The sequence below is a fragment of the Klebsiella sp. SYXHC3 genome, from assembly GCF_057196925.1.
Map to the genome: position 1 here is coordinate 34,608 of NZ_JBXUNG010000002.1, position 25,389 is coordinate 59,996.

Annotated in this window: 22 protein-coding genes and 1 pseudogene; 12 read left to right on the plus strand and 11 right to left on the minus strand. The window is 54.5% G+C overall.

What is annotated here, in order from left to right; all coding sequences use genetic code 11:
- Positions 1-35 precede the first annotated feature (35 nt).
- From phoU to AC2CGP_RS07180, 4 genes are all read left to right on the plus strand, one after another.
- Positions 36-761: a phosphate signaling complex protein PhoU gene (gene phoU / locus AC2CGP_RS07165; protein WP_004145007.1), complete on the plus strand. Its 726-nt coding sequence runs from the start codon at positions 36-38 to the stop codon at positions 759-761.
- A 476-nt stretch (positions 762-1,237) separates the two neighbouring features.
- Complete coding sequence (locus AC2CGP_RS07170) at positions 1,238-2,872, plus strand: carbohydrate porin (protein WP_059444187.1); 1,635 nt, start codon at positions 1,238-1,240, stop codon at positions 2,870-2,872.
- A gap of 42 nt (positions 2,873-2,914) precedes the next feature.
- Entirely contained in the window at positions 2,915-4,081 is a 1,167-nt protein-coding gene (locus AC2CGP_RS07175) for an alpha/beta hydrolase-fold protein (RefSeq protein ID WP_045367086.1), read from the plus strand.
- Positions 4,082-4,130: 49 nt separating this feature from the next.
- On the plus strand, positions 4,131-4,850 hold the full coding sequence (locus tag AC2CGP_RS07180; protein WP_047058295.1) for a glucosamine-6-phosphate deaminase: 720 nt from the start codon (positions 4,131-4,133) through the stop codon (positions 4,848-4,850).
- Positions 4,851-4,919: 69 nt separating this feature from the next.
- Here AC2CGP_RS07180 and yieH read toward each other — a convergent pair whose 3' ends face one another.
- On the minus strand, positions 4,920-5,585 hold the full coding sequence (gene yieH / locus AC2CGP_RS07185; RefSeq protein ID WP_032713001.1) for a 6-phosphogluconate phosphatase: 666 nt from the start codon (positions 5,583-5,585) through the stop codon (positions 4,920-4,922).
- Between the two features lie 170 nt (positions 5,586-5,755).
- On the opposite strand from yieH, the gene AC2CGP_RS07190 reads away from it, so the two are divergent.
- On the plus strand, positions 5,756-7,093 hold the full coding sequence (locus tag AC2CGP_RS07190; RefSeq protein ID WP_015369021.1) for an NCS2 family permease: 1,338 nt from the start codon (positions 5,756-5,758) through the stop codon (positions 7,091-7,093).
- A 45-nt stretch (positions 7,094-7,138) separates the two neighbouring features.
- On the opposite strand, the gene AC2CGP_RS07195 is transcribed toward AC2CGP_RS07190, so the two are convergent.
- The 10 genes and pseudogenes from AC2CGP_RS07195 to AC2CGP_RS07240 form a co-directional block, all read right to left on the minus strand.
- Positions 7,139-7,705, minus strand: a complete 567-nt coding sequence (locus tag AC2CGP_RS07195; protein ID WP_020077618.1) for an NADPH-dependent FMN reductase — start codon at positions 7,703-7,705, stop codon at positions 7,139-7,141.
- Positions 7,706-7,742: 37 nt separating this feature from the next.
- Positions 7,743-8,327 carry a 4'-phosphopantetheinyl transferase family protein gene (locus tag AC2CGP_RS07200; RefSeq protein ID WP_161798780.1) on the minus strand — a complete coding sequence of 195 codons (585 nt, stop codon included), beginning with the start codon at positions 8,325-8,327 and terminating at the stop codon, positions 7,743-7,745.
- Between the two features lie 309 nt (positions 8,328-8,636).
- Positions 8,637-9,596 (minus strand): HTH-type transcriptional regulator YidZ, encoded by a 960-nt coding sequence (gene yidZ, locus AC2CGP_RS07205; protein WP_020077619.1) that lies wholly within the window; start codon positions 9,594-9,596, stop codon positions 8,637-8,639.
- Positions 9,565-10,749, minus strand: a complete 1,185-nt coding sequence (locus AC2CGP_RS07210) for an MFS transporter (protein ID WP_047052990.1) — start codon at positions 10,747-10,749, stop codon at positions 9,565-9,567. Before AC2CGP_RS07210 ends, yidZ begins: the two co-directional genes overlap by 32 nt.
- A gap of 196 nt (positions 10,750-10,945) precedes the next feature.
- A complete protein-coding gene (gene mnmE, locus AC2CGP_RS07215) occupies positions 10,946-12,310 on the minus strand; it encodes a tRNA uridine-5-carboxymethylaminomethyl(34) synthesis GTPase MnmE (protein WP_015703904.1) in 1,365 nt (454 codons plus the stop codon).
- Between the two features lie 140 nt (positions 12,311-12,450).
- Positions 12,451-14,097: a membrane protein insertase YidC gene (gene yidC, locus AC2CGP_RS07220; protein WP_015369027.1), complete on the minus strand. Its 1,647-nt coding sequence runs from the start codon at positions 14,095-14,097 to the stop codon at positions 12,451-12,453.
- 2 nt (positions 14,098-14,099) lie between these two features.
- A complete protein-coding gene (gene yidD, locus AC2CGP_RS07225) occupies positions 14,100-14,357 on the minus strand; it encodes a membrane protein insertion efficiency factor YidD (RefSeq protein ID WP_015703903.1) in 258 nt (85 codons plus the stop codon).
- Entirely contained in the window at positions 14,321-14,680 is a 360-nt protein-coding gene (gene rnpA / locus AC2CGP_RS07230) for a ribonuclease P protein component (protein WP_015703902.1), read from the minus strand. The genes yidD and rnpA overlap by 37 nt, the downstream gene beginning before the upstream one ends.
- Before the next feature lie 15 nt (positions 14,681-14,695).
- Positions 14,696-14,836, minus strand: a complete 141-nt coding sequence (gene rpmH / locus AC2CGP_RS07235; RefSeq protein ID WP_015369029.1) for a 50S ribosomal protein L34 — start codon at positions 14,834-14,836, stop codon at positions 14,696-14,698.
- 217 nt (positions 14,837-15,053) lie between these two features.
- Positions 15,054-15,104: pseudogene (locus tag AC2CGP_RS07240) on the minus strand (hypothetical protein); the annotation flags it as partial.
- Between the two features lie 351 nt (positions 15,105-15,455).
- Here AC2CGP_RS07240 and dnaA point away from each other — a divergent pair.
- From dnaA to AC2CGP_RS07275, 7 genes are all read left to right on the plus strand, one after another.
- Positions 15,456-16,856, plus strand: coding sequence for a chromosomal replication initiator protein DnaA (gene dnaA, locus AC2CGP_RS07245; RefSeq protein WP_015703901.1), 1,401 nt, complete (start codon positions 15,456-15,458; stop codon positions 16,854-16,856).
- A 4-nt stretch (positions 16,857-16,860) separates the two neighbouring features.
- Complete coding sequence (gene dnaN, locus AC2CGP_RS07250) at positions 16,861-17,961, plus strand: DNA polymerase III subunit beta (protein WP_015369032.1); 1,101 nt, start codon at positions 16,861-16,863, stop codon at positions 17,959-17,961.
- Between the two features lie 207 nt (positions 17,962-18,168).
- A complete protein-coding gene (gene recF / locus AC2CGP_RS07255) occupies positions 18,169-19,242 on the plus strand; it encodes a DNA replication/repair protein RecF (protein WP_015369033.1) in 1,074 nt (357 codons plus the stop codon).
- Between the two features lie 28 nt (positions 19,243-19,270).
- Positions 19,271-21,685 (plus strand): DNA topoisomerase (ATP-hydrolyzing) subunit B, encoded by a 2,415-nt coding sequence (gene gyrB / locus AC2CGP_RS07260; protein WP_032706564.1) that lies wholly within the window; start codon positions 19,271-19,273, stop codon positions 21,683-21,685.
- Between the two features lie 202 nt (positions 21,686-21,887).
- Positions 21,888-22,700, plus strand: a complete 813-nt coding sequence (yidA, locus tag AC2CGP_RS07265) for a sugar-phosphatase (RefSeq protein WP_015369035.1) — start codon at positions 21,888-21,890, stop codon at positions 22,698-22,700.
- Between the two features lie 315 nt (positions 22,701-23,015).
- Positions 23,016-24,029 carry a hypothetical protein gene (locus AC2CGP_RS07270; protein WP_072251479.1) on the plus strand — a complete coding sequence of 338 codons (1,014 nt, stop codon included), beginning with the start codon at positions 23,016-23,018 and terminating at the stop codon, positions 24,027-24,029.
- Positions 24,026-25,177, plus strand: coding sequence for a BamA/TamA family outer membrane protein (locus AC2CGP_RS07275; RefSeq protein WP_484502317.1), 1,152 nt, complete (start codon positions 24,026-24,028; stop codon positions 25,175-25,177). The genes AC2CGP_RS07270 and AC2CGP_RS07275 overlap by 4 nt, the downstream gene beginning before the upstream one ends.
- The last annotated feature ends 212 nt before the right edge of the window (positions 25,178-25,389 follow it).

A 25,389-nucleotide genomic window follows, 5' to 3' on the forward strand; every position in this document is an offset into this window, starting at 1 on the left:
TCAGGTGCTAACCCGATGGGCAATCAGGAGACATCATGGATAACTTAAATCTTAATAAACATATTTCCGGCCAGTTCAACGCAGAACTGGAGTACATTCGCACCCAGGTAATGACCATGGGTGGGCTGGTGGAGCAACAGCTTTCTGATGCGATCACCGCGATGCACAATCAGGACAGCGATCTGGCGAAGCGCGTAATCGATGGCGATAAGCAGGTCAATATGATGGAAGTGGCGATCGACGAGGCCTGCGTGCGCATCATCGCTAAACGTCAGCCGACCGCCAGCGACCTGCGGCTGGTGATGGCGATCATCAAGACTATCGCCGAGCTGGAACGTATTGGCGACGTGGCGGATAAAATCTGCCGTACCGCGCTGGAGAAGTTTTCCCAGCAGCACCAGCCGCTGCTGGTGAGCCTGGAGTCGCTAGGCCGCCATACCGTACAGATGCTGCATGATGTGCTGGATGCCTTTGCGCGTATGGATCTTGATGAAGCGGTACGTATCTATCGCGAAGACAAGAAAGTCGATCAGGAATATGAAGGCATCGTGCGTCAACTGATGACCTATATGATGGAAGATTCACGTACTATTCCGAGCGTTCTGACCGCGCTGTTCTGCGCGCGCTCCATCGAGCGTATCGGCGATCGCTGCCAGAATATCTGCGAATATATTTTCTACTTCGTTAAAGGCCAGGATTTCCGTCACGTAGGCGGCGACGAACTGGATAAACTACTCGCGGGTAAAGATCCGAAAGAGTAAAAATCATGGTGGCCGATTCTGGTAAAGGAAATTATCAGAATCGACTATGATTTTGCGCATCTCTGAAATATTGCTGCGATTATTGTCACAATTAATACTCTGGCTATTTGAGTTTTAAATTTTCTCGCGTAACAATCCTTCTCACTGACTGAGCGCTGAAGCTCAGATGGTTAAAATGGATTGTTACTGCGACAGCAGGCAAAACCTGATATTGCCCCAGACGGCGATGTCAGGTTTTTTTGTTTTAGACGCTGAATGGTTTGCTGATAAGGGTTGCTACCGCAATGAGCGGGCAAAACCTGAAGAGGATTATCTGTTAATGCAGATGGTCTCCTTCAGGTTTTTTTTGCCACTTATTCGGCATGAAAATAAAAGCTGCAGTTACGTGGAATGGTATTAATGCAGTTTATTAAAAACATAACGCTATTTATTCGTTACGTGTTTTATTTACGCCAATGCTTATATAAGGGATTATTATGATTAGAAGAAATATGATCGCTTCGGCGATGGTTTTGCTGGCGCCGCTTTGTTATTCAACAAATCTTATTGCCGGACAGCTTACGGTTGAACAACGATTGGAGCTTCTGGAAAAAGCGCTTCAGGACACGCAAAAAGAACTCAAGAAATATCAGGATCAGGAGAAAAAAAGAAACCAGGTTTGGGCCGCCTGGTCGCAACCGGTAAATAGCCAGAAGAGCCAGAGTGCGAAAGCGCCTACGGCGACCCAAGCGGCCGTTAAGCCAGACGCGGTACTGGTCAAAAATGAACAGCCGGCGCAGGGCGGTGAGCCAGCCTATAGCGCCATGACGCTGAAAGATTTTAGTAAATTCGTGAAAGATGAAATTGGCTTTAGCTATAACGGCTATTACCGTTCTGGCTGGGGAACTGCCTCGCACGGCTCGCCAAAATCGTGGGCCATCGGCTCGCTTGGCCGTTTGGGTAACGAGTATTCCGGCTGGTTTGATTTACAGCTTAAACAGCGTGTTTTTCAGGAAGGCGACAAACGTGTGGACGCCATCGTGATGCTCGATGGCAACGTGGGTCAGCAATATTCTGCCGGCTGGTTTGGCGACAACGCCGGCGGCGAAAACTACCTTCAGTTCTCGGATATGTACGTCAACACCAAAGGCTTTTTGCCGTTTGCCCCGGAAGCGGATTTTTGGGTCGGTAAGCACGGTGCGCCGAAAATCGAGATCCAGATGCTGGACTGGAAAACACAAAGAACCGATGCGGCAGCTGGCGTAGGGCTTGAAAACTGGAAAGTGGGCGCCGGTAAATTTGATATCGCGCTGGTGCGCGAAGATATTGATGATTACGACCGCGCTTTGACTAATAAGCAGCAAATTAATACCAATACCCTGGATGTGCGTTACAAAGATATTCCGCTGTGGGACAAAGCCTCGCTGATGGTCAGCGGGCGCTATGTCGCCGCCAATCAAAGCTCATCAGAGAAATATAAAGAGGGGAATGAAGGTTACTACCAATGGAAAGATACCTGGATGGTGGGAACTTCGTTAACGCAGAAATTTGATAACGGCGGCTTTAACGAGTTCTCATTATTACTGGCGAATAACTCCATCGCCAGCAGCTTCTCGCGCTATGCCGGTTCGAGCCCGTATACCACCAATAATGGGCGCTATTATGGCGATCATACCAACGGCACCGCCGTGCGCTTAACCTCGCAGGGGGAAACCTATTTGCGCGATGATGTCATTATGGCGAATGCGATCGTCTACTCATTTGGTAATGACGTCTATAGCTATGAAACCGGCGCCCATTCAGACTTTGAATCTATTCGCGCTGTGATTCGTCCGGCATATATCTGGAATAAATATAATCAGACCGGCGTTGAATTGGGCTACTTCAAACAGCAGAACAAAGATGTGACGGGCAAGAAATATAACGAATCCGGTTATAAGACCACCTTATTCCATACCTTCAAAGTTAATACCAGTATGCTGACCTCGCGCCCGGAAATTCGTTTTTATGCGACTTATATTAAAGCCGAAGATATCGACCTGGATAAGGCCGCTAACAATACCACCGCGGTTTTTGAAGATGGCAAGAACGACCAATTCGCACTCGGCGCGCAGGCCGAAATTTGGTGGTAAGGCCGCAAGCGCCTGCTCATAAAAACGTAAAAAGGAATCAAGATGAAACGACATGCAATCTACTTCACCCTGGCGCTGGCTGGCGCCACATTTACGGCACACGCCGCGCCGCTGCCGACGATGCCTGATGCCGCCATTCCTGTCAGCCAATATATTACTCAGGTGAATACGGATAACAGTGTGACTTTCCGGTTATTTGCCCCCGATGCCAGGCGTGTTTCCGTCGTCACGGGGTCGACGCCGGATACCTTTGTCTCTCATGACATGACCAAAGATACCCAGGGCGTATGGACGTGGAAGAGCGATCGCCTGGCCGCCAATCTTTATGAGTACTATTTCGACGTGGACGGTTTTCGTTCTGTCGATACCGGCAGCCGTTATCAGAAGCCGCAGCGTCAGGTGAATACCAGCCTGATCCTGGTGCCCGGCAGCATTCTTGACGATCGGGCAGTCCCGCACGGCGATCTGCGTACCGTCACCTACCATTCGACGGCGCTTAAGTCAGAACGCCGCGTCTACGTCTGGACGCCGCCGGGCTATAACGGCAGCGGCGAACCGTTGCCGGTGCTCTATTTCTACCACGGTTTTGGCGATAGCGGCCTGTCGGCCATCGATCAGGGACGCATTCCGCAAATGATGGATAACCTGCTGGCGGAGGGCAAAATCAAGCCGATGCTGGTGGTGGTGCCGGATACCGAAACCGATATTCCACAAGCGATCGCGGAAAACTTCCCGCCGCAGGAGCGGCGTAAAAATTTTTATCCACTCAATGCGAAAGCCGCAGACAACGAATTGATGCACGACATCATTCCGCTGATCGATTCCCGATTTAACGTGCGTAAAGATGCCGACGGCCGGGCGCTGGCAGGGCTGTCGCAGGGCGGTTACCAGGCGCTGGTGTCCGGGATGAACCATCTTGAGAGCTTCGGGTGGCTTGCCACCTTTAGCGGGGTTACGACAACCACGGTTCCCGATGCTGGCGTGGAGGCGCAGCTGAATAACCCTGACGCCATCAATAAGCAACTGCGTAACTTTACGCTGGTGGTTGGCGAAAAAGACTCCGTCACTGGCAAAGATATTGCCGGCCTGAAAAGCGAACTGGAAAAGCAGAAGATCAAATTTGATTACCACTCTTATCCTGGCCTGAATCATGAAATGGACGTCTGGCGTCCGGCCTATGCCGAGTTTGTGCAAAAGCTCTTTAAATAACCGTCAGGGGGCATGGCGCCCCCTGTCTCAACCAGTAAAGGAAGATGAGATGAAATTGATTGTTACGGAAGATTATGAAGAGATGAGCCTGGTCGCCTGCCATCATCTTTTAGGCTATATCACGGTGCCGCGACGGATGAATCTGGCGGTGACTGCGGGGAGTACGCCGAAGCGCATGTATGAGCATTTGACCGCCGCCATCAAAGGGAAATCATTCTATGATCGGGTTCACTATTACAACTTTGATGAGATACCTTTTCGCGGCCAGCAGCGTGAAGGAGTGACGATTTCCAACCTGCGCCAGCTGTTTTTCACTCCAGCGCAAATCAAAGAAGAGAACATCCATAAATTGACGCTGGAGAACGCGGCTCAACACGATCGCCGCCTCGAAGAGGCCGGCGGTCTTGACCTGGTCGTGCTGGGGCTGGGCGCCGACGGCCATTTTTGCGGCAACCTGCCGAACACTACACGTTTTCATGATGAGACGGTCGAAGTACCGATTCAGGGGGAGCTGATTGGCATTGTCGCGAACGGCGAAATGGGGGGCGATTTCAATGTGGTGCCGGATAGCTATGTCACCATGGGGCCGAAAAGCGTGATGGCGGCAAAAAACCTGCTGCTGATTGTCAGCGGCGCGGCAAAGGCGCAAGCGCTAAAGCAGGTGGTGGAAGGCCCGGTCAGCGAACTGGTGCCGGCCTCTGTACTCAAGTTGCACCCTTCGTTGGTGATTATTGCGGATAAAGCGGCTGCGGCGGAATTGCAACACTAAAAAGCCGCTGGCCAGCGGGGCTACCGTTGTGAACAACCGTAGCCCGACCGAGCGTAGTGACGTCGGGTCTTAACGAGTAATATCCCAGCCACGCGCTCTCCACAATGCCGGCAGCTCAGCTAAATCGGTAAAGGTCGTTACTTTCGGATGATCGATCGGTTGGTTGTGCGGGTCGGCGCAGAAGTAAAATACTTCCATACCCGCGGCAATTCCTGATTGGGCTCCCGCGCTGGAATCATCGACCAGAATACAGTTTTCGACTTGTACCTGCATGGCCTCTGCCGCATGGAACATCAGCGCCGGGTCGGGTTTCCAGCGCTGAATGTCGTAACCGCTGTACAGCCGGTCTGGGAAGTGGTGCAGCATCTGCGTTCTACCGAGCGAATGCTGCATTTTACTGACCGGGCCATTCGACACCACGCACATGGGGATCTTCACCGCGTCCAGCAGCGCAGCGGCGCCGGGGATGACCTCCAGCTCGCTATCGAACAGACGGGCGACTTCGGCGCGATACACCGGCTCCAGAGTCTCTTTCTGCAGGTTAACGCCATATTCAGCGTTGATGGTGTCGATAATCTCGTACAGCTTAACGCCCTTGAAGCGCTTAAAAATTTCGGCTAAATCCAGCGTAATACCGAATTCCTGAAACATGTGAACATAGGCGCGTGAGCAAATCACCTCGCTATCGACCAGCGTGCCGTCACAATCGAAAAATACTGCTTGTGGTTGGGTCATACTCTTTCCAGTTTAACAAGTTTAACGTTTTCGTAATGCTCAATGCCGCGACGCAATCGTTGCCGTATAAGCAAAATAAATGAAAAAAATTACCATACAACCGCGCCTGGTGCCGTAATTTGGTATAGGATAGCCTCGAATTTTCCCTCCTTTACGTTCGGAAACCGATAATGAGTCAACAACCAACCAGCCAGTCTTCTGGCCAGGGTCTGCTGGAGCGCGTATTTAAACTGCGCGAGCACGGCACCACGGTGCGCACTGAAGCGATCGCCGGTTTCACCACGTTCCTGACGATGGTCTACATCGTCTTCGTGAACCCACAAATTCTTGGCGTGGCGGGTATGGATACCAGCGCTGTCTTTGTGACCACCTGTCTGATCGCGGCCTTCGGCAGCATTCTGATGGGTCTGTTCGCGAATCTGCCGGTGGCGCTGGCGCCAGCGATGGGTCTGAATGCCTTCTTTGCCTTCGTGGTAGTTCAGGCGATGGGCCTGCCGTGGCAGGTGGGTATGGGCGCGATTTTCTGGGGCGCCGTTGGCCTGCTGCTGCTGACCCTCTTCCGCGTACGCTACTGGATGATTGCCAATATCCCGGTGAGCCTGCGCGTGGGTATCACCAGCGGTATCGGGCTGTTTATCGGCATGATGGGCCTGAAGAACGCCGGCGTTATCGTGGCGAACCAGGACACGTTGGTCAGCATCGGCAACCTGACTTCCCACAGCGTGCTGCTGGGCGTGCTCGGATTCTTTATTATCGCTATCCTGGCATCGCGTAATATTCATGCCGCCGTGCTGGTCTCCATCGTCGTCACCACCCTGTTGGGCTGGATGCTCGGCGATGTGCACTATACCGGCATCGTCTCCGCGCCGCCGAGCGTAACCTCGGTTGTGGGTCAGGTCGATCTGGCCGGTTCGCTGAACCTTGGCCTGGCGGGCGTGATCTTCTCGTTCATGCTGGTTAACCTGTTCGACTCCTCCGGCACCCTGATTGGCGTCACCGATAAAGCCGGGCTGGCAGATGCGCAGGGTAAATTCCCACGCATGAAGCAGGCGTTGTTCGTCGATAGCGTGTCGTCTGTTGCCGGCTCCTTTATTGGCACCTCTTCGGTTACGGCCTATATCGAATCCTCCTCCGGCGTTTCGGTTGGCGGGCGTACTGGCCTGACCGCCGTTGTCGTAGGTATCCTGTTCCTGCTGGTCATCTTCCTGTCGCCGCTGGCGGGGATGGTTCCGGCCTATGCCGCCGCTGGGGCGCTGATTTACGTTGGCGTGCTGATGACCTCAAGCCTGGCGCGCGTGAAGTGGGATGACCTGACGGAAGCGGTACCGGCGTTTATCACCGCGGTGATGATGCCGTTCAGCTTCTCGATCACCGAAGGTATCGCCCTGGGCTTTATTTCCTACTGCGTGATGAAGATTGGTACCGGCCGTCTGCGTGAACTCAGCCCGTGCGTGATCATCGTTTCGCTGCTGTTCGTGCTGAAAATTGTCTTTATCGATGCGCACTGATCCGCACGCATGATGAACAGGCCCGGCATCGCAGCCGGGCTTTTTTTATGCTTTAACCCGCTCAATATAATCGCCAAAGGCGGTCAACTGGCCGCGCAGATGGTCCAGTGTGCTCTGATCGACCACTTCACCCGCCTGCGGATCGACTTTGTTCTGAATCACACCGCCCATAAATTCCGGCTTGTTCATGACCATCGCATCGAGGAAGACCAGAATCTGGCGTAGATGATACTGGCAGCGGGCCCCGCCGATGGCGCCCATGGAGCTGGTCTGGATCAGCACCGGCTTACCGGCCAGCGGCTGTTCCGGCAGACGCGAGAGCCAGTCGATGGCGTTCTTCAGGCCGCCGGGTACCGAATAGTTATATTCCGGGGTAACGATCACCACGCCGTCCGCTTCGCGGATTTGTTTCGCGATCGCCTGCACGCTCTGCGGGAATCCCTCTTCCTGTTGGATATCGGCATCGTACAGCGGGATATCGCCGATTGACGGCAGCGCGGAGATTTCCATGCCCGCAGGCGCAATGCCCGGCAGCGTGCGCGCAACCATGGCATTAAAAGAACCTTTGCGTAGACTTCCGAGTAACGTAACAACTTTCAACGTATCAGACATGAGTGCTCCTTTGCATCATGATGGCCGGCTAAACCGGTCAGTTGAGGGAGAATACTTTTTCTACCGGTAAGCTGGTAAAGCGCATCAGGCGCGCGTCAGTCTCTTTGGCGCGCGTTTGCGCATCAGGCAGGCAGCGCCAGCCCTCTTTACTATCAAATTCCCAGACCTTCAGCGGCCCGATATTCGGGGTGACGGCGATTGACCACACCAGCAACGTTTCAGCATCACAGATGGCTTCAATCGATTGGGTGCCAGCGGTACGCAGGCGACCAGACCCCGGCAGCAGCTGTACTCGCACGGGGGCTTCACCGGTGAGCTTCAGCACGCTGCGGCGCAGCGCCACCAGTTGGGCGCGGGCTTCATCCGGATCGTGCTGGATGTTAATCCATAAATTCTCATTGCTATTGAAGACATAGCGATCGGCGGCATGTAGCGGATGGACGCCACGCGAGGCATGCTGCAGTTCCATATCGAGACCGCAGTCACCTTCGGTCGTCAGCGCTACGCCGACGATATTCCCGGCATAAGAGATGGAAAAGCGGGGAAGGTGGGGATCGCGAAATACGGGCCGTCCATTGGGTTCGCTGATGATTTCCGGCAGCTCGCCGATACCATAAAGCATGAAAAGCAGTTCTGCGAGCAGCGAACGCGAGGCGCGATAGCGGCTCTGTCGGTATTCGGGTAGGTTACGTGCGGATTGATGACATGCCGCCGACAAACGCGTCGATAGCGGCTCCCTGGTGTTGAGTATCCCTCTTGCAAAATGCGTTGCCATTCGTCGCTCCGTGATTAATGGTCAGAGATAAAAATTGTGAATGATATTATCGCTCACAATGAGCAGGTTTTAATGCGGAAATTCTTCCTTGAGAAGGGATAATGTCTGACTTTTACAATTTCTTGCGCAACAACGTGAGGATGATGGGCAATTTCCCTACAGCGTATTGGAATAGAGCTGTTTAAGGGTTTCTCTGAGCCATACGATCTTTGGATTATAGCTATTACGCTTATGCCACAGCAGGGTGAACGGCACGCGCATTTTTTCCAGTAGCTGCGGCTCCAGCGGCAGCGGGCGCGATACCAGCGGCAGATGATGCTGCTGATTATAGTGCTGACAATAGCGCGGCGCGGTGGCTATCATGGTGTGATTCGGCTGTGCCGCCATAAACAGCGACTGCTCAAAGCCGGGTAGGGTCAGGGCAACGGTCCGTTTGTGGCCCAGGTCATGCAGCACATCATCCAGCGCCCAGGTATCGCTTTGTTCCCAGCAGATATTGATGTGCGGATAGCGCAGGAAAGCCGCCAGGTTCCACTCTTCATTGAGCGCCGGATGATCGGCGCGCAGCCACACCTGCGGCAGGTCGCTAAACAGGACATCAAAATCGATATACCACGGCAGCAGGCTCAGCTGTTCGCGCGAACGCGGATGGGTTTCCTTGCCGCAAAAACCGACATCAACCTCACCGCGAATGATGGCATCCAGCGAGTCGTAATCCCAGTTGCGTAAACGGATCAGCGCTTGTGGATAACGTTGATAAATTTGCTGGGAGAGGGTGTTGAGCAGGATCATCAGTAGCGGTGATTCTGCCGCCAGCTCGAACTTCAGGCCGCTTGGCATGGTGTGGTGCGGTTTATCGAGGATCTGATTGCCCATCTGCATCCAGTCGGCAAGATCCTGCTCCATGCTGCTCATTAACGGCGTTGGCGCCAGCCCTAGCGGGGTTTTAACAAACAGCGGATCGTCAAACCAGGCACGTAGCTTGGCCAATGATTTACTCACCGCCGACGGCGAAACGTTCATCCGTTTCGCCGTGCGGGTGACGCTGCGCTCCTGGGTCAGAAGCTGCAGACATAGCAATAAGTTAAGATCGAGACTCGACAGGGATTTCTTCATTATCTTGCGTCGCGCGCGCCGGTGAGACGACCAGTATCAGAACAATACTGACTATGCTACAGGCAATGAGTATCCCGATCAGCATATTCATGGCGCTAAGCCCGATGATAGCCGCCAGCCAAATCCACAGTGAAGAACCACAGACCTGGGCGATGCCGAGGGCGGAGCTGGCGACGCCCGCCCGCAGCGTGAAAGGCCCCAACGCCTGGCTCATCGCGACGCCAAAGCCAACCGAGAAACCCGCGCAGATCATGCCTAATCCCAGCATGGTGATGGGCTGGCTGGCGGCGAGGCTCAATACCACGCCAGCGATAAGGAACAACGTCTGCGAGGTCAGCATCAGGGTGCGTGGTTTAAACAGCGTCAGGGCGAACGGCGTGGAGAACGACACGGCCATGCTGACCATCGCCATCAGCGCCATCGCCATTGAATAAGTTCCGCGGTCGAAACCCATCTCTTCCATCATCAGCACCGGAGAGACGTTCACGTAGGTCAGAATTGCGGTGACGCTAAGAGTCGTAATGACTATGCGGCTAAGGAAAAACCGGTTTAGCAGCGATTCAGCAGTGGCATTATGCTGTGCGCCTGCCTGCGGATGCGTTGTCGGGCGCGTCTCGCGCAGCATAACCACCGACAATAACCCTACCATCACCCCCATGCCTGTCATGGTGTAGAACAGGCTCTGCCACGGATATTTCAACATGATCAGATGACCAAGTACCGGCGCGAGGACGGGAATAATGCAGGTAATGCCATTAAGCAGCGACAGTACCTTGGCGCGGCGGCGCTCGTCCAGCGTATCGCGCAGAACGGCAAAAGCGACGACGTAGCAGCTTCCCGCGCCGATCCCCTGGATAAAGCGGCCGATCAGGAAATGCGTGCTGTTATGCGCCTGCGAGCACAACAACGAGGCCAGTATGAAGGTGATGGCGCCGAAAATCGCGACCGGTTTACGCCCGGATTTATCCGCCGCTCGCCCGGCAAAAAGCATCGCGGTAGCCATGCCGGCTAAATAGACCGAAAAGGCGATATGCAGTTGCGCCTCGCTGGCGCCAAGATCCTGGGCGATGCGCGGTAGACCGACCAGATACATATCAATGCCGGATGGATAGAGCAGTACCAATGCGAAACTGCAGATAAGAAAGCGTGCCATAGGACCCTCGCAATAAGAATGGCGTACAGCATAGTGGCTAACGCCAGGGAGTACGAGTTGCCATTTGGACAACACTCTTTTCCTGAAAGGAAAAACAGTTGATTGCTTCACAGAGTTGATGTGATTAAGGCAATCAAATAAAAAACCCGCCATAACAGATGGTTATGGCGGGTTAGTAGATGCTTACCAGTAAGGCTTACTTACCAATACAGAAACTGGAGAAGATGCGGCCCAGCAGGTCGTCAGAGGTAAATTCGCCGGTGATTTCGCTTAATGCCTGTTGCGACAGACGCAGTTCTTCCGCCAGCAGCTCCCCGGCCCAGGCGCCCAGCAACTGCGCTTTGCCCTGCTGCAGATGGTCCGCAGCCGTTTCCAGCGCTTGCAGGTGGCGACGACGGGCGAGGAAGCCGCCTTCCATGTTGGTATCGAAGCCCATGCTCTGCTTAAGGTGGTTGCGCAGCACCTCGACCCCTTCACCGGTACGTGCCGACAGGCGGATTAGTGAGTGGCCATTTACTTCGCTGAGCCCCAGCGCTTCGCCGGTGACGTCGGCTTTATTACGCACCACGGTAATCGGCAGCTTAGCGGGCAGGCGCTCGATAAAGTCCGGCCAGATCTCCGCCGGGTCAACGGCGCTGGTGGTGGTACCGTCGACCATAAACAGCACCCGATCCGCCTGTTCAATTTCCTGCCAGGCGCGTTCAATGCCGATTCGCTCCACTTCATCACTGGCGTCACGCAGGCCTGCGGTATCGATGATATGCAGCGGCATACCGTCGATGTGAATATGTTCGCGCAGTACGTCGCGGGTGGTGCCGGCGATATCGGTGACGATCGCCGCTTCGCGTCCGGCCAGCGCGTTGAGCAGGCTTGATTTACCAGCGTTTGGCCGTCCGGCGATCACCACTTTCATCCCTTCACGCAGCAGGCTGCCCTGACGGGCTTCGGCGCGGACGGCATCGAGATCGGCGATCACGTCGTTCAGTTGGGCTTCAATTTTACCATCGGAGAGGAAATCAATTTCTTCATCCGGGAAATCAATCGCCGCTTCCACGTAGATGCGCAGGTGAGTGAGCGCTTCCACAAGATGGTTCACACGCGCGGAGAAGGCCCCTTGCAAGGAGTTCAACGCCGAACGGGCCGCCTGCTCTGAGCTGGCGTCGATAAGGTCGGCGATGGCCTCTGCCTGCGCCAGGTCGAGCTTGTCGTTGAGGAACGCGCGCTCGGAAAACTCGCCCGGATTGGCGATGCGAACGCCGGGCAACGTCAGAATACGTTTGAGCAGCAGATCCAGAATGACCGGGCCGCCGTGGCCCTGTAGTTCGAGGACATCTTCGCCGGTAAAGGAGTTGGGTCCCGGGAACCACAGCGCAATCCCCTGATCCAGCGGCGTACCGTCGGCGTCTTTGAACGGCAGATAGTCGGCATAGCGCGGCTTCGGCAGCTTGCCGAGTACCGCCTGCGCGACGTCGCGCGCCTTAAGGCCGGAGATACGCAGGATGCCCACACCCCCGCGTCCCGGTGGGGTTGCCTGGGCGACGATAGTGTCGTTATGGCTCATGATATGTCTCTTCAAATCGCAATAAAAAAAGGCGGTCATTAGACCGCCTTTTGATTGTAGGCCTGATAAGCGTTAGCGCCATCAGGCAACCCGGCGCGCATTGCCGGATGGCGGCTTCGCCTTATCCGGCCTACACCGAATCAGGATTTTTTCTTCTCGCGGCTATGCAGGCCACGCTTCTCCAGACCACGGTAAATCAGCTGCTGCTGAATAATGGTTACCAGGTTGCTGACGATGTAGTACACCACCAGACCAGACGGGAACCACAGGAAGAACACCGTGAAGATGACCGGCATAAAGGTCATGATCTTCTGCTGCATCGGGTCGGTCACGGTGGTCGGCGACATCTTCTGGATGAAGAACATGGTCGCGCCCATGATGATCGGCAGGATGTAGTACGGGTCTTGCGCGGACAGGTCATGGATCCACAGGATAAACGGCGCATGACGCAGTTCAACCGAGGCGCTCAGCATGTAGTACAGCGCAAGGAAGATTGGCATCTGAATAATCAGCGGGAAGCAGCCACCCAGCGGGTTAACTTTTTCTGCTTTATACAGCGCCATCATTTCCTGGCTTTGACGTTGTTTATCGTCGCCCAGACGCTCGCGCATAGCCTGAATCTTCGGCTGCAGCATACGCATCTTCGCCATGGAGGTGTACTGCGCTTTAGTCAGCGGGTACATGATGCCACGAACGATAAAGGTGATGACGATAATCGAGAAGCCCCAGTTGCCGAGGAAGCCGTGGATGAATTTCAGCAGCTTAAACAGCGGTTGGGAGATGAACCACAGCCAGCCGTAGTCGACGGTCAGATCCAGGTGCGGCGCGACGGCAGCCATTTTATCCTGCAGAGCCGGGCCGACCCACAGCACGCTTTCCAGCTTGTCGGTTTGACCTGGCTGCACCAGTACCGGCTGTGATTTATAGCCGATAGCGACAACGCCATTACCGAGGTTAGCGGTATAGAAGTTGTTGGTGCCGTTGTTATGCGGAACCCACGCGGTGGTGAAGTACTGCTGCAACATCGCCACCCAACCGTCTTTGGTGCTGACGTTCAGGTTTTCGTTATCGACGATAGTATCGAATTTATATTTTTCGTATTTCGAATCAGCAGTGGAGTACGCCGCGCCACGGAATGTGTGCATGGTAGACAGACCGCCGGTTTGCGTATCGCGGCTCGATGGCAGCGCTGCTGTTTGCTTCAGCTGACCGAAGGAGGAGATCTCCAGCGGTTTTTCGCCGACGTTTTTCACGTTGTAGCCAACGTTCACCGCATAATCACCGCGTTTCAGGGTGAAGGTTTTGGTGAAGACGTTGCCCGCTTTGTCGGTGTAGGTCAGCGGAATAACGATTTCGTTCTGGCCGTCAGCCAGTACATACGCATCTTTATCAGCGTTATACAGCGGACGCGGGCCGTTAGCCGGGTTATCCGGGCCGTCACGACCAGTTAAGCCGCTCTGTGCCTGATAGATAAACTGTGGCGTGGTTTCCAGTAACTGGAACGGTTCAGTAGATTTCAGCGCTTTCGGGTAAGCCGGAAGCAGCGCTTGCTCAACATCACCACCGCTGGTGTTGATGGTCAGATCAAGCACATCAGTTTTAACCGTAATCAGTTTCCCCTGGCCACTGGCCGGTACGCCCTGGTCTGCGGCGCTACCCGCTGCTGTGGTCGTAGTCTGCGTGGTCTGCTGCTGGGTTTGCGGATTTTTGTCCTGCTCCCAGGCTTGCCAGATCATGAAAGACACGAACAACAAAGCGATGATAAGAAGATTGCGTTGCGAATCCATCGTTAGTGTTCTCTGGTATCAAATGGTCCAGGCGGGACGGGGTCGTCACCACCAGGGTGTAAAGGGTGGCATTTTAATACGCGTTTCACCGTCAACCAACTGCCTTTTATCACTCCAAACCTGCGCAATGCCTCAATTCCGTATTGAGAACAGGTTGGCGTGAAACGACAGTGCGGCCCGAGTAGCGGACTAATCAGGCGCTGATAGACCCTGATAAGGCCTATCAGGACCCGCGAGCCAGGCGACAATGGCGGCGCCATAATTTTTCCAACGCTTCCGAGAGAGCACGGTTATCGAGGTCGGCAACCCCTTTCTTTGCCACCACCACGAAATCCATTGGCGGGAGTTCATGTTGACGTAAACGGAAGCTTTCACGCGTCAGACGTTTAATCCGATTGCGTTCATGCGCGCGCTTAACGTTTTTCTTGGCGACGGTAAGACCGATGCGGGGATGCCCCAGCGAATTCAGGCGGCCGAGGATGGTGATTTGCGGCGTGCCAGCCCGTTGTGGCTGCTGGAAGACGAAAGTGAAATGACTGGGAGTTAACAAACGTAACTCCCTGGGAAATGCTAGCTTAACCACGCAGGGTTAGCTTTATTACTTGGAAACGGTCAGACGAGCGCGGCCTTTAGCACGACGACGTGCCAGAACCTGACGACCATTTTTATTAGCCATACGAGCACGGAAGCCGTGAGAACGGTTGCGCTTCAGTACAGACGGTTGAAAAGTGCGTTTCATGGCGATTTCTACCTAAACTTGAATAAATTCACTGACTTTTGCGTAGACCCGAACGAACTTCGAACGACTTACGCCTCAGCGTGGGTGATTAAAGAGGCCGGATTGTAATAATTGTACACTCCGGAGTCAATTCTCTTTCCTTATTTCTCGCACCTTGCCGCACAAAAAATAAGCTGAGACGAGTTGCGAAAACGGGCGTTACGCGCCGGGTGGGGGATTATACGGCCTGGCGGGTAAAGCGCAAGGATCGTAAAGGATCTTTGTTAGATCAATTCTGTTCAAAACCGGCATAGCTCATTAATTTTTCCAATATGCGGGCGAAATCGTGCCGCACTCTCGCCAGGATCGATTACACTTACCCGGTTTCGATCCTCCTGTGGATAAATCGGGAAGAATCTGTTGAGAAACACAAGATCTCTTTCTCAGTTTAGGCTATGATCCCCGGTCCCGATCGCGATCCACGGATCCGTCCCGGGTAAAACCGCAAATAGCGGTTCGCACGTCACCCCTTTTGCGCAGGGGCTTTTTCGGCTAATGCAGGGTCTTGCGACGTGTGCCAACAATCACGATTGTTTCAGTTTTTCTTTTATATCGATTTTATGTTCGAGTGGAGTCCGCCGTGTCACTTTCGCTTTGGCAGCAGTGTCTTGCCCGATTGCAGGATGAGTTACCAGCCACAGAATTCAGCATGTGGATCCGCCCATTGCAGGCGGAACTGAGCGATAACACGCTGGCACTGTATGCGCCAAACCGTTTTGTGCTCGATTGGGTAAGGGACAAATACCTCAATAATATCAATGGGCTCCTCAATGACTTTTGTGGTGCGGACGCCCCACAGCTGCGCTTTGAAGTGGGCGCGAAGCCTGCGGCGCCGTCCCACCAGGGGACGGCCAACGTCGCCACGGCGATCCCGGCCGCTCAGGTGCAAACCGCGCGCGTCGCGCCGGCTGTCGCCCGTCAGGGCTGGGATAACGTTCCGGCGCCGGCAGAGCCCACCTACCGTTCCAACGTCAACGTCAAGCATACGTTTGATAACTTCGTCGAAGGTAAATCTAACCAGCTGGCACGCGCGGCGGCGCGTCAGGTGGCCGATAACCCGGGCGGCGCGTATAACCCGCTGTTCCTTTATGGCGGCACCGGTCTGGGTAAAACCCACCTGTTGCACGCCGTCGGCAACGGCATTGTGGCGCGTAAGCCAAATGCTAAAGTGGTTTATATGCACTCCGAGCGTTTCGTGCAGGACATGGTTAAAGCCCTGCAAAACAACGCCATCGAAGAATTTAAACGCTATTACCGCTCCGTTGACGCCCTGCTGATCGATGATATTCAGTTCTTCGCCAATAAAGAGCGTTCGCAGGAAGAGTTCTTCCATACCTTCAATGCCTTGCTGGAAGGTAATCAGCAGATCATCCTCACTTCGGATCGTTATCCAAAAGAGATCAACGGCGTTGAAGATCGTCTGAAATCGCGCTTTGGCTGGGGCCTGACGGTGGCGATCGAGCCGCCTGAACTGGAAACCCGCGTTGCGATCCTGATGAAGAAAGCCGATGAGAACGACATCCGCCTGCCGGGTGAAGTCGCGTTCTTTATCGCTAAGCGTCTGCGTTCGAACGTGCGTGAGCTGGAAGGGGCGCTGAACCGCGTCATTGCTAACGCCAACTTTACCGGCCGGGCGATCACCATCGATTTCGTGCGCGAAGCGCTGCGCGATTTACTGGCGCTGCAGGAAAAATTAGTCACCATCGACAATATTCAAAAGACGGTGGCGGAGTATTACAAGATTAAGGTAGCGGACCTGCTGTCCAAACGCCGCTCCCGTTCGGTGGCGCGCCCACGCCAGATGGCGATGGCGCTGGCCAAAGAGCTGACCAACCACAGCCTGCCGGAAATCGGCGATGCGTTTGGCGGCCGCGACCATACCACCGTGCTGCACGCCTGCCGTAAGATTGAGCAGTTGCGTGAAGAAAGCCACGATATTAAAGAAGATTTTTCCAATTTAATCAGAACATTATCCTCGTGACGCTATGAAATTTACCGTAGAACGTGAACATTTATTAAAACCGCTGCAACAGGTGAGCGGTCCGTTAGGTGGTCGTCCGACACTGCCAATTCTCGGTAACCTGCTGCTTCAGGTCGCGGACGGCACGCTGTCGCTAACCGGTACCGATCTGGAAATGGAAATGGTCGCGCGCGTGTCGCTGATTCAGCCGCACGAAGCGGGCGCCACCACCGTTCCGGCGCGTAAATTCTTTGATATCTGCCGCGGCCTGCCTGAAGGCGCGGAGATCGCCGTGCAGCTTGAAGGCGACCGTATGCTGGTGCGCTCCGGCCGCAGCCGCTTCTCGCTGTCGACCCTGCCTGCCGCCGATTTCCCGAATCTCGACGACTGGCAGAGCGAAGTGGAATTTACCCTGCCGCAGGCGACGATGAAGCGCCTGATTGAAGCCACCCAGTTTTCGATGGCGCACCAGGATGTCCGTTACTACTTAAACGGCATGCTGTTTGAAACCGAAGGTAGCGAACTGCGCACCGTCGCCACCGATGGCCACCGTCTGGCGGTTTGTTCAATGCCTTTGGAAGAGTCGCTGCCGAACCATTCGGTGATCGTGCCGCGTAAAGGGGTAATTGAGCTGATGCGTATGCTCGATGGCGGCGATACGCCGCTGCGCGTGCAGATCGGCAGTAATAATATCCGCGCTCACGTCGGCGATTTTATCTTCACCTCGAAGCTGGTTGATGGCCGTTTCCCGGACTATCGCCGCGTATTGCCGAAAAACCCGGATAAACACCTTGATGCCGGCTGCGACATTCTCAAGCAGGCCTTTGCCCGCGCGGCAATTCTGTCGAACGAGAAATTCCGCGGCGTGCGGTTGTACGTCAGCGAAAACCAGCTGAAAATCACCGCTAACAACCCGGAGCAGGAAGAGGCGGAAGAGATTCTCGACGTCACTTATTCGGGCAGCGAGATGGAAATCGGCTTTAACGTTAGCTACGTGCTGGATGTGCTCAATGCGCTGAAGTGCGAGAATGTGCGCATTCTGCTGACGGATTCCGTATCGAGCGTGCAGATTGAGGATGCGGCTTCACAGTCCGCCGCCTATGTTGTCATGCCTATGAGATTGTAGAATCTGCAAAGGGGCTGGTTTACTTGCCATTTCGCCTTCCGGCAGTGCTCGACAAAACGCTATGCGTTTTGGACGTCTGTAAGACGGTCCGAAGGACGAGCGGAGCGAGCAAATGCTCACGTACTTCGTGTACGCTCCGCTTTCTGCGCGCTGGCGGTAGACGAACTGGCTGCGACACCCACGCCCCTTGAATGATGACGAGCTGATATGTCGCTATCCCGACTCCTTATCAAAGATTTCCGCAATATCGAAAATGCGGATCTCGCTTTATCCCCCAGCTTTAACTTCCTGGTTGGCGCAAACGGCAGCGGCAAAACCAGCGTGCTGGAAGCTATCTATACGCTCGGCCATGGCAGGGCGTTTCGCAGTTTGCAAATTGGCCGGGTAATTCGTCACGAGCAGGATTCGTTTGTCCTGCACGGGCGTTTACAGGGCGAAGAGCGGGAAACCGCCATCGGCCTGACCAAAGACAAACAGGGCGACAGCAAAGTGCGTATCGACGGCACCGATGGCCACAAGGTGGCGGAACTGGCGCACCTGATGCCGATGCAGCTGATCACGCCGGAGGGGTTTACTTTACTCAACGGCGGCCCCAAATACAGAAGAGCGTTCCTTGATTGGGGATGCTTTCATAACGAAGCCGGATTCTTCACCGCCTGGAGCAACCTGAAGCGCCTGCTGAAACAGCGCAACGCCGCGCTGCGCCAGGTGAGCCGCTATGCGCAACTGCGGCCGTGGGACCTGGAATTAATCCCGCTGGCGGAACAAATCAGCCGCTGGCGTGCCGAATACAGCGCCGCTATTGTCGAAGACATGGCGGATACCTGTCAGCAATTTTTACCGGAATTCACCCTCACCTTCTCTTTCCAGCGCGGCTGGGAAAAAGAAACGGACTACGCCGAGGTGCTGGAGCGGAATTTCGAACGCGACAGAATGTTAACCTACACCGCCCACGGTCCGCATAAAGCGGATTTTCGCATTCGCGCCGATGGGGCGCCGGTGGAAGATACTTTGTCGCGCGGGCAGCTTAAGCTGCTGATGTGCGCCCTACGACTGGCGCAGGGCGAGTTCCTGACCCGCGAAAGCGGGCGGCGCTGCCTGTACCTGATAGATGATTTTGCCTCGGAGCTTGACGATGCCCGGCGCGGGCTGCTTGCCAGCCGCTTAAAAGCCACGCAATCGCAGGTTTTCGTCAGCGCAATCAGCGCTGAACACGTAATGGACATGTCGGACAAAAATTCGAAGATGTTCACCGTGGAAAAGGGTAAAATAACGGATTAACCCAAGATTAAATGAGCGAGAAACGTTGATGTCGAATTCTTATGACTCCTCCAGTATCAAAGTCCTGAAAGGGCTGGATGCGGTGCGTAAGCGCCCGGGTATGTATATCGGCGACACGGATGACGGCACCGGTCTGCACCACATGGTATTCGAGGTTGTGGATAACGCTATCGACGAAGCGCTCGCAGGTTACTGTAAAGACATCGTTGTTACTATCCACAGCGATAACTCCGTCTCCGTACAGGATGACGGTCGCGGCATCCCAACCGGCATTCACCCGGAAGAGGGCGTCTCCGCGGCGGAAGTTATCATGACCGTCCTGCACGCCGGCGGTAAATTCGATGATAACTCCTATAAAGTGTCCGGCGGTCTGCACGGCGTAGGCGTCTCGGTGGTTAACGCCCTGTCGCAGAAGCTGGAGCTGGTTATCCAACGCGATAACAAAGTTCACAAACAAATTTATGAGCACGGTGTGCCGCAGGCGCCGCTGGCGGTAACCGGTGAAACCGAAAGCACCGGTACCATGGTGCGTTTCTGGCCAAGCCTGGAAACCTTTACCAACGTCACTGAATTCGAATACGAAATCCTGGCGAAACGTCTGCGCGAGCTGTCGTTCCTCAACTCCGGGGTCTCTATCCGCCTGCGCGATAAGCGCGACGGCAAAGAAGACCATTTCCACTACGAAGGCGGCATCAAGGCGTTTGTTGAGTATCTCAACAAGAACAAAACGCCGATCCACCCGAATATCTTCTATTTCTCCACCGAAAAAGACGGTATTGGCGTTGAAGTGGCGCTGCAGTGGAACGATGGTTTCCAGGAAAACATCTACTGCTTTACCAACAACATTCCGCAGCGCGACGGCGGTACTCACCTGGCGGGCTTCCGCGCGGCGATGACCCGTACCCTGAACGCCTACATGGATAAAGAAGGCTACAGCAAAAAGGCGAAAGTCAGCGCTACCGGCGACGATGCGCGTGAAGGCCTGATTGCCGTGGTTTCCGTGAAGGTGCCGGATCCGAAGTTCTCCTCTCAGACCAAAGACAAGCTGGTCTCCTCCGAGGTGAAATCGGCGGTTGAACAGCAGATGAACGAACTGCTGAGCGAATACCTGCTGGAAAACCCGTCCGATGCGAAAATCGTGGTCGGCAAAATTATCGATGCCGCGCGTGCGCGTGAAGCCGCGCGTCGCGCCCGTGAAATGACCCGTCGTAAAGGCGCGCTGGACCTGGCAGGCCTGCCGGGCAAACTGGCGGATTGCCAGGAACGCGACCCGGCGCTGTCTGAACTGTACCTCGTGGAAGGGGACTCCGCGGGCGGCTCTGCGAAACAGGGCCGTAACCGTAAGAATCAGGCTATCCTGCCGCTGAAGGGTAAAATCCTTAACGTCGAGAAAGCCCGCTTCGATAAAATGCTCTCTTCTCAGGAAGTGGCCACGCTGATTACCGCGCTGGGCTGCGGCATCGGCCGCGATGAGTACAACCCGGATAAACTGCGTTATCACAGCATCATCATCATGACCGATGCGGACGTCGACGGCTCGCACATTCGTACCCTGCTGTTGACCTTCTTCTATCGTCAGATGCCGGAAATCGTGGAACGCGGCCACGTTTACATTGCTCAGCCGCCGCTGTACAAAGTGAAGAAAGGCAAGCAGGAACAGTACATTAAAGACGACGAAGCGATGGATCAGTACCAGATCTCCATCGCACTCGACGGCGCGACCCTGCACACCAACGCCAGCGCACCGGCCTTAGCCGGCGAGTCACTGGAAAAACTGGTGGCCGAGTACAACGCGACGCAGAAAATGATTGGCCGCATGGAGCGCCGTTTCCCGAAAGCGATGCTCAAAGAGCTTATCTATCAGCCGACGCTGGCCGAAGCCGATCTGAGCAACGAGCAGACCGTCACCCGCTGGATTAACCAGCTGATCAGCGAGCTGAACGAAAAAGAGCAGCACGGCAGCCAGTGGAAGTTTGATATTCGTGAAAACAGCGAGCTGCAGCAGTTCGAGCCTATCGTGCGCGTGCGTACTCACGGCGTCGATACTGACTACCCGTTGGATAACGAGTTCATCACCGGCGCGGAATATCGCCGCATCTGCACCCTCGGCGAGAAGCTGCGTGGGCTTATCGAAGACGACGCGTTCATCGAACGCGGCGAGCGCCGCCAGCCGGTAGCCAGCTTCGAACAGGCGCTCGACTGGCTGGTTAAAGAGTCGCGTCGCGGCCTCTCTATCCAGCGTTATAAAGGTCTGGGCGAGATGAACCCGGATCAGCTGTGGGAAACCACCATGGATCCGGACAGCCGCCGCATGCTGCGCGTCACCGTGAAGGATGCGATTGCCGCCGACCAGCTGTTCACCACCCTGATGGGCGATGCCGTTGAACCGCGTCGCGCCTTTATCGAAGAGAACGCCCTGAAAGCGGCGAACATCGATATCTAAGCCTGTATTTCCCCGGCGACATAATGTCTACCGGGGCCACGGCTTTGCTAAACCCGGTACGCGTTGCGCTGCCGGGTTTTTCTTTTGCGGTAAAAGAGGAATCCTCCCACGCAATCCATCCTCGTTTTCTCCCGTTGCGAGAGCTGTTTTTTGAGCGGAATCGCGTTAGCATGAGTGAAGACTCATCTTACCCGGGGATCCCATGGCTATTAAACTGATTGCAATTGATATGGACGGCACGCTGTTGCTGCCGGACCATACCATTTCTCCGGCGGTGAAAACCGCCATCGCGGCAGCGCGCGCCCGCGGCGTTAACGTGGTGCTGACGACTGGCCGCCCTTACGCTGGTGTTCATAGCTACCTGAAAGAGTTGCACATGGAACAGCCGGGCGACTACTGCATCACCTATAACGGTGCGCTGGTTCAGAAAGCCAGCGACGGCAGCACCGTGGCGCAAACGGCGTTAAGCTACGATGATTATCGCTTCCTTGAGCAACTCTCTCGCGACGTTGGCTCGCATTTCCATGCGCTCGATCGTAATACGCTTTATACCGCGAACCGCGATATCAGCTACTACACGGTGCATGAATCCTACGTGGCGACCATTCCGCTGGTATTCTGCGAAGCAGAAAAGATGGACCGTAATATTCAGCTGCTGAAGGTGATGATGATCGATGAGCCTGCCGTTCTCGATCGGGCCATCGCCCGTATTCCGGCTGAAGTGAAAGAGAAGTATACCGTGCTGAAAAGCGCGCCGTACTTCCTCGAAATCCTCGATAAACGCGTCAATAAAGGCACCGGCGTGAAGTCGCTGGCCGATACGCTGGGTATTAAGCCGGAAGAAATTATGGCGATTGGCGATCAGGAAAACGATATTGCGATGATTGAATTTGCCGGCGTCGGCGTGGCGATGGATAACGCCATCCCGACCGTTAAAGAAGCGGCGAATTTCGTCACTAAATCGAACCTTGAAGATGGCGTTGCCTTCGCCATTGAAAAATACGTTTTAGCCTAAGCGCATTCCGGGCCCGGAATTCTCCGGGCCTCAGACTGCTGACAAAGAAGGAAAAAGCGTGGTTTTTCCTTCTTTGTGGTTATCAGCCGAAAATCAATAAATTGATTTTCCATGTTTTTTGTCTGGTGCAATCTGTAAGTGCAACGGTTGCATGAGGTTTGTCATCAATCTCAGGCCCGGAATTCTCCGGGTCTGTCTTCTCTTTTTTCATGAATAGATGTTAATCCGCATTTAAATCCCTTAATCAGCGCAGGGGATTCTATAAGCTACCAGCCCCCTTTTAACAATACGTTAATAACTAACATCATATTTCCTATGAATAAAAATCACTTTTTGATGTTGGTTGCGCTGCCTTTCTCCTCTCTTCAGGTCTGCGCGGCCGCAGAACCAACAACCCAACTTGAACCCGTATACGCCTGGCACGATAGCGAACCGGCGGATCTGCCCGCGCCTGACAATAGTCAGGCCGCGGCGCCGGAATCGACATCGGTATTGCCCTTTTTAGGTGATGAAGCCAGAAAACACGGCTACGTCCTGCCGCTGCCGTTTGGCGTCGGCGTTAACTATATGGATATGCGGCAAAATATTAATGTCGATAGCATTAATTTTACCGGCTTATCGTTAGGTAATTTTTCACTGGATAACGCCTTCCAGATTGGCGTCGGTAATACGCGGGAAAGCAGTAAAACCGAGACCCTTAAGCTGGATGCCTGGCTGCTGCCGTTTATGAACGTCTATGGCCTGGTTGGACATACTAAAGGCCATTCTATCTCGCAAATCGCCGTCGGTCTGAAAGGGCCGAATGGTAAAGTAGTACCTATGCCAGGTATGCAGGATCTTGATTTTCGTCTTGATTTTAAAGGCACTACCTACGGCGTCGGTACCACGCTGGTGGGCGGCGTCGGCAACTGGTTCACGGTATTAGATGCCAACTATACACAGACGCGTTTTGATATTCTCGACGGCAGCATTGATGCTTTTACCTTTTCGCCGCGTTTGGGCTATCGTTTCAATACGCCGTCGGTAGATGCGCTGCATCTGCCGAACGGGAAGCTGAATGTCTGGGTAGGCAGTATGTATCAGGATGTGCAGCAGGAATTTAAGGGCAGCCTGAACGATCTGTCGATGCCGTCGACGATGCTGCAAAACATGGTCAATCTTGCCAACAAGAACGGCAACGGTCGCTTTGATGTGAAACAGCATCTGCAGTCGCCGTGGAACGTGCTGGTAGGCGCGCAGTATGAGATGACCCGGAACTTTAATATCACCACGGAGTTTGGTTTTGCCGAACGTAACAGCTTCTTTATCGCCGGCGAGTATCGCTTTTGAGCCGACTGTTTAACCCTATCCTGCTGTTGCTAACATGCCTTGTTATTGGGCAGGCGCAGGCGCAGGCGCAGGCGCAGGCGCTCAGCCGCGAAAAAATCGACGGCTGGTTGCAAAACCTTGGCGCCAGCGACAAGTTTGACGCCAGCAAAGGCATCGACTGGGGCGTCATGCCGGGGCCATTTTATACGCCGGAGCTGGGGCTTGGGCTGGGCACGGCGGTCGTTGGCATGTATCGCCCGGACCCAAGTGACACCATCAGCCAGAACTCCACGCTGACGCTTAGCGGCTACGTTAGCTCCACCGGCGCATTTGGCCTCAGCGTTAAAAACTATGCTTTTTTCGACAACGATTTGTGGCGGGTATTTGTTGAAGGCTCGATGGCCAACACACCGACTTACTACTGGGGACAAGGTTTTCACGCCGGCGACAAAGACAATGAGAAAGAAAAATATACCGCCCAGGTGCTGACATTGCGCCCGATGCTCTACCGGCAGCTCATCGATAATGTTTATCTGGGGGCGGGGTGGTCGCTGGCGGCGCAAAATGCCGATGAGATGGACCATGACGATCTGCCGAAAATAGAAAACACCCCGCAGGGGCCGTCGGTATTCAGTTCCGGCGCCAGTATTGATATCAACTGGGACGATCGCGATTTTGTCCCCAACCCACGCAAGGGCCAATACGCCGATTTTCGCTATACCCACTATGCGCCGGGACTCGGCAGCGACACGCGTTTTGATGAATTTCGCCTGCACTATAGCCGCTATCAGGCCCTGAGTGATAAAAGCGTGCTGGCCTGGGAAGCGGATGGTACCTTCACCCAGGGCGATGTGCCGTGGAGCATGATGCCGCTGCTCGGCAGCGATGAACGTATGCGCGGCTACTACCAGGGGCGCTACCGCGATAAAAACGTGGTCAGCTCTCAGCTGGAATATCGTCGTCAGTTGACGTGGCGACACGGCGTTGTTGCCTGGGTCGGCGCGGGCACCATGGGGCCATCTATTGATTCCCTGAATGACGGACGCTGGCTACCTTCGGCAGGCGTCGGCTACCGCTTTGAATTCAAACCTCGCGTTAATATTCGCCTCGACTACGGTGTCGGCAAGGGCAGCAGCGGCTTTTACTTCCAGGTCGGCGAAGCGTTCTAACTCTTTTTTATCCTCCTTTCCAGCTTTGACGGCGCCATCTGGCGTGGCCACAGACATTTTTATTTTTATGGATTGTTCTTTTTGTGATCTAAATTGTAGTACAACACAATAATGTTGTACTACATTGAGCTCGTGGCGACGATGCCTGACATCACGCTAGTAGTACAAAAGTGAGGCGAAATTCAGCAGCGACGGTAAAGTAGAGCAGTACA

Coding starts and splice junctions, on each gene's coding strand:
- AC2CGP_RS07170 (WP_059444187.1), top strand. CDS start 1,238: ATGATTAGAAGAAATATGATCGCTTCGGCGATGGTTTTGCTGGCGCCG.
- yidC (WP_015369027.1), bottom strand. CDS start 14,097: ATGGATTCGCAACGCAATCTTCTTATCATCGCTTTGTTGTTCGTGTCT.
- recF (WP_015369033.1), top strand. CDS start 18,169: ATGTCGCTATCCCGACTCCTTATCAAAGATTTCCGCAATATCGAAAAT.
- AC2CGP_RS07210 (WP_047052990.1), bottom strand. CDS start 10,749: ATGGCACGCTTTCTTATCTGCAGTTTCGCATTGGTACTGCTCTATCCA.
- rpmH (WP_015369029.1), bottom strand. CDS start 14,836: ATGAAACGCACTTTTCAACCGTCTGTACTGAAGCGCAACCGTTCTCAC.
- dnaN (WP_015369032.1), top strand. CDS start 16,861: ATGAAATTTACCGTAGAACGTGAACATTTATTAAAACCGCTGCAACAG.
- AC2CGP_RS07195 (WP_020077618.1), bottom strand. CDS start 7,705: ATGTCTGATACGTTGAAAGTTGTTACGTTACTCGGAAGTCTACGCAAA.
- yidZ (WP_020077619.1), bottom strand. CDS start 9,596: ATGAAGAAATCCCTGTCGAGTCTCGATCTTAACTTATTGCTATGTCTG.
- yidD (WP_015703903.1), bottom strand. CDS start 14,357: ATGGCGCCGCCATTGTCGCCTGGCTCGCGGGTCCTGATAGGCCTTATC.
- AC2CGP_RS07200 (WP_161798780.1), bottom strand. CDS start 8,327: ATGCTTTATGGTATCGGCGAGCTGCCGGAAATCATCAGCGAACCCAAT.
- yidA (WP_015369035.1), top strand. CDS start 21,888: ATGGCTATTAAACTGATTGCAATTGATATGGACGGCACGCTGTTGCTG.
- mnmE (WP_015703904.1), bottom strand. CDS start 12,310: ATGAGCCATAACGACACTATCGTCGCCCAGGCAACCCCACCGGGACGC.
- AC2CGP_RS07270 (WP_072251479.1), top strand. CDS start 23,016: ATGAATAAAAATCACTTTTTGATGTTGGTTGCGCTGCCTTTCTCCTCT.
- yieH (WP_032713001.1), bottom strand. CDS start 5,585: ATGACCCAACCACAAGCAGTATTTTTCGATTGTGACGGCACGCTGGTC.
- gyrB (WP_032706564.1), top strand. CDS start 19,271: ATGTCGAATTCTTATGACTCCTCCAGTATCAAAGTCCTGAAAGGGCTG.
- phoU (WP_004145007.1), top strand. CDS start 36: ATGGATAACTTAAATCTTAATAAACATATTTCCGGCCAGTTCAACGCA.
- AC2CGP_RS07190 (WP_015369021.1), top strand. CDS start 5,756: ATGAGTCAACAACCAACCAGCCAGTCTTCTGGCCAGGGTCTGCTGGAG.
- AC2CGP_RS07180 (WP_047058295.1), top strand. CDS start 4,131: ATGAAATTGATTGTTACGGAAGATTATGAAGAGATGAGCCTGGTCGCC.
- AC2CGP_RS07175 (WP_045367086.1), top strand. CDS start 2,915: ATGAAACGACATGCAATCTACTTCACCCTGGCGCTGGCTGGCGCCACA.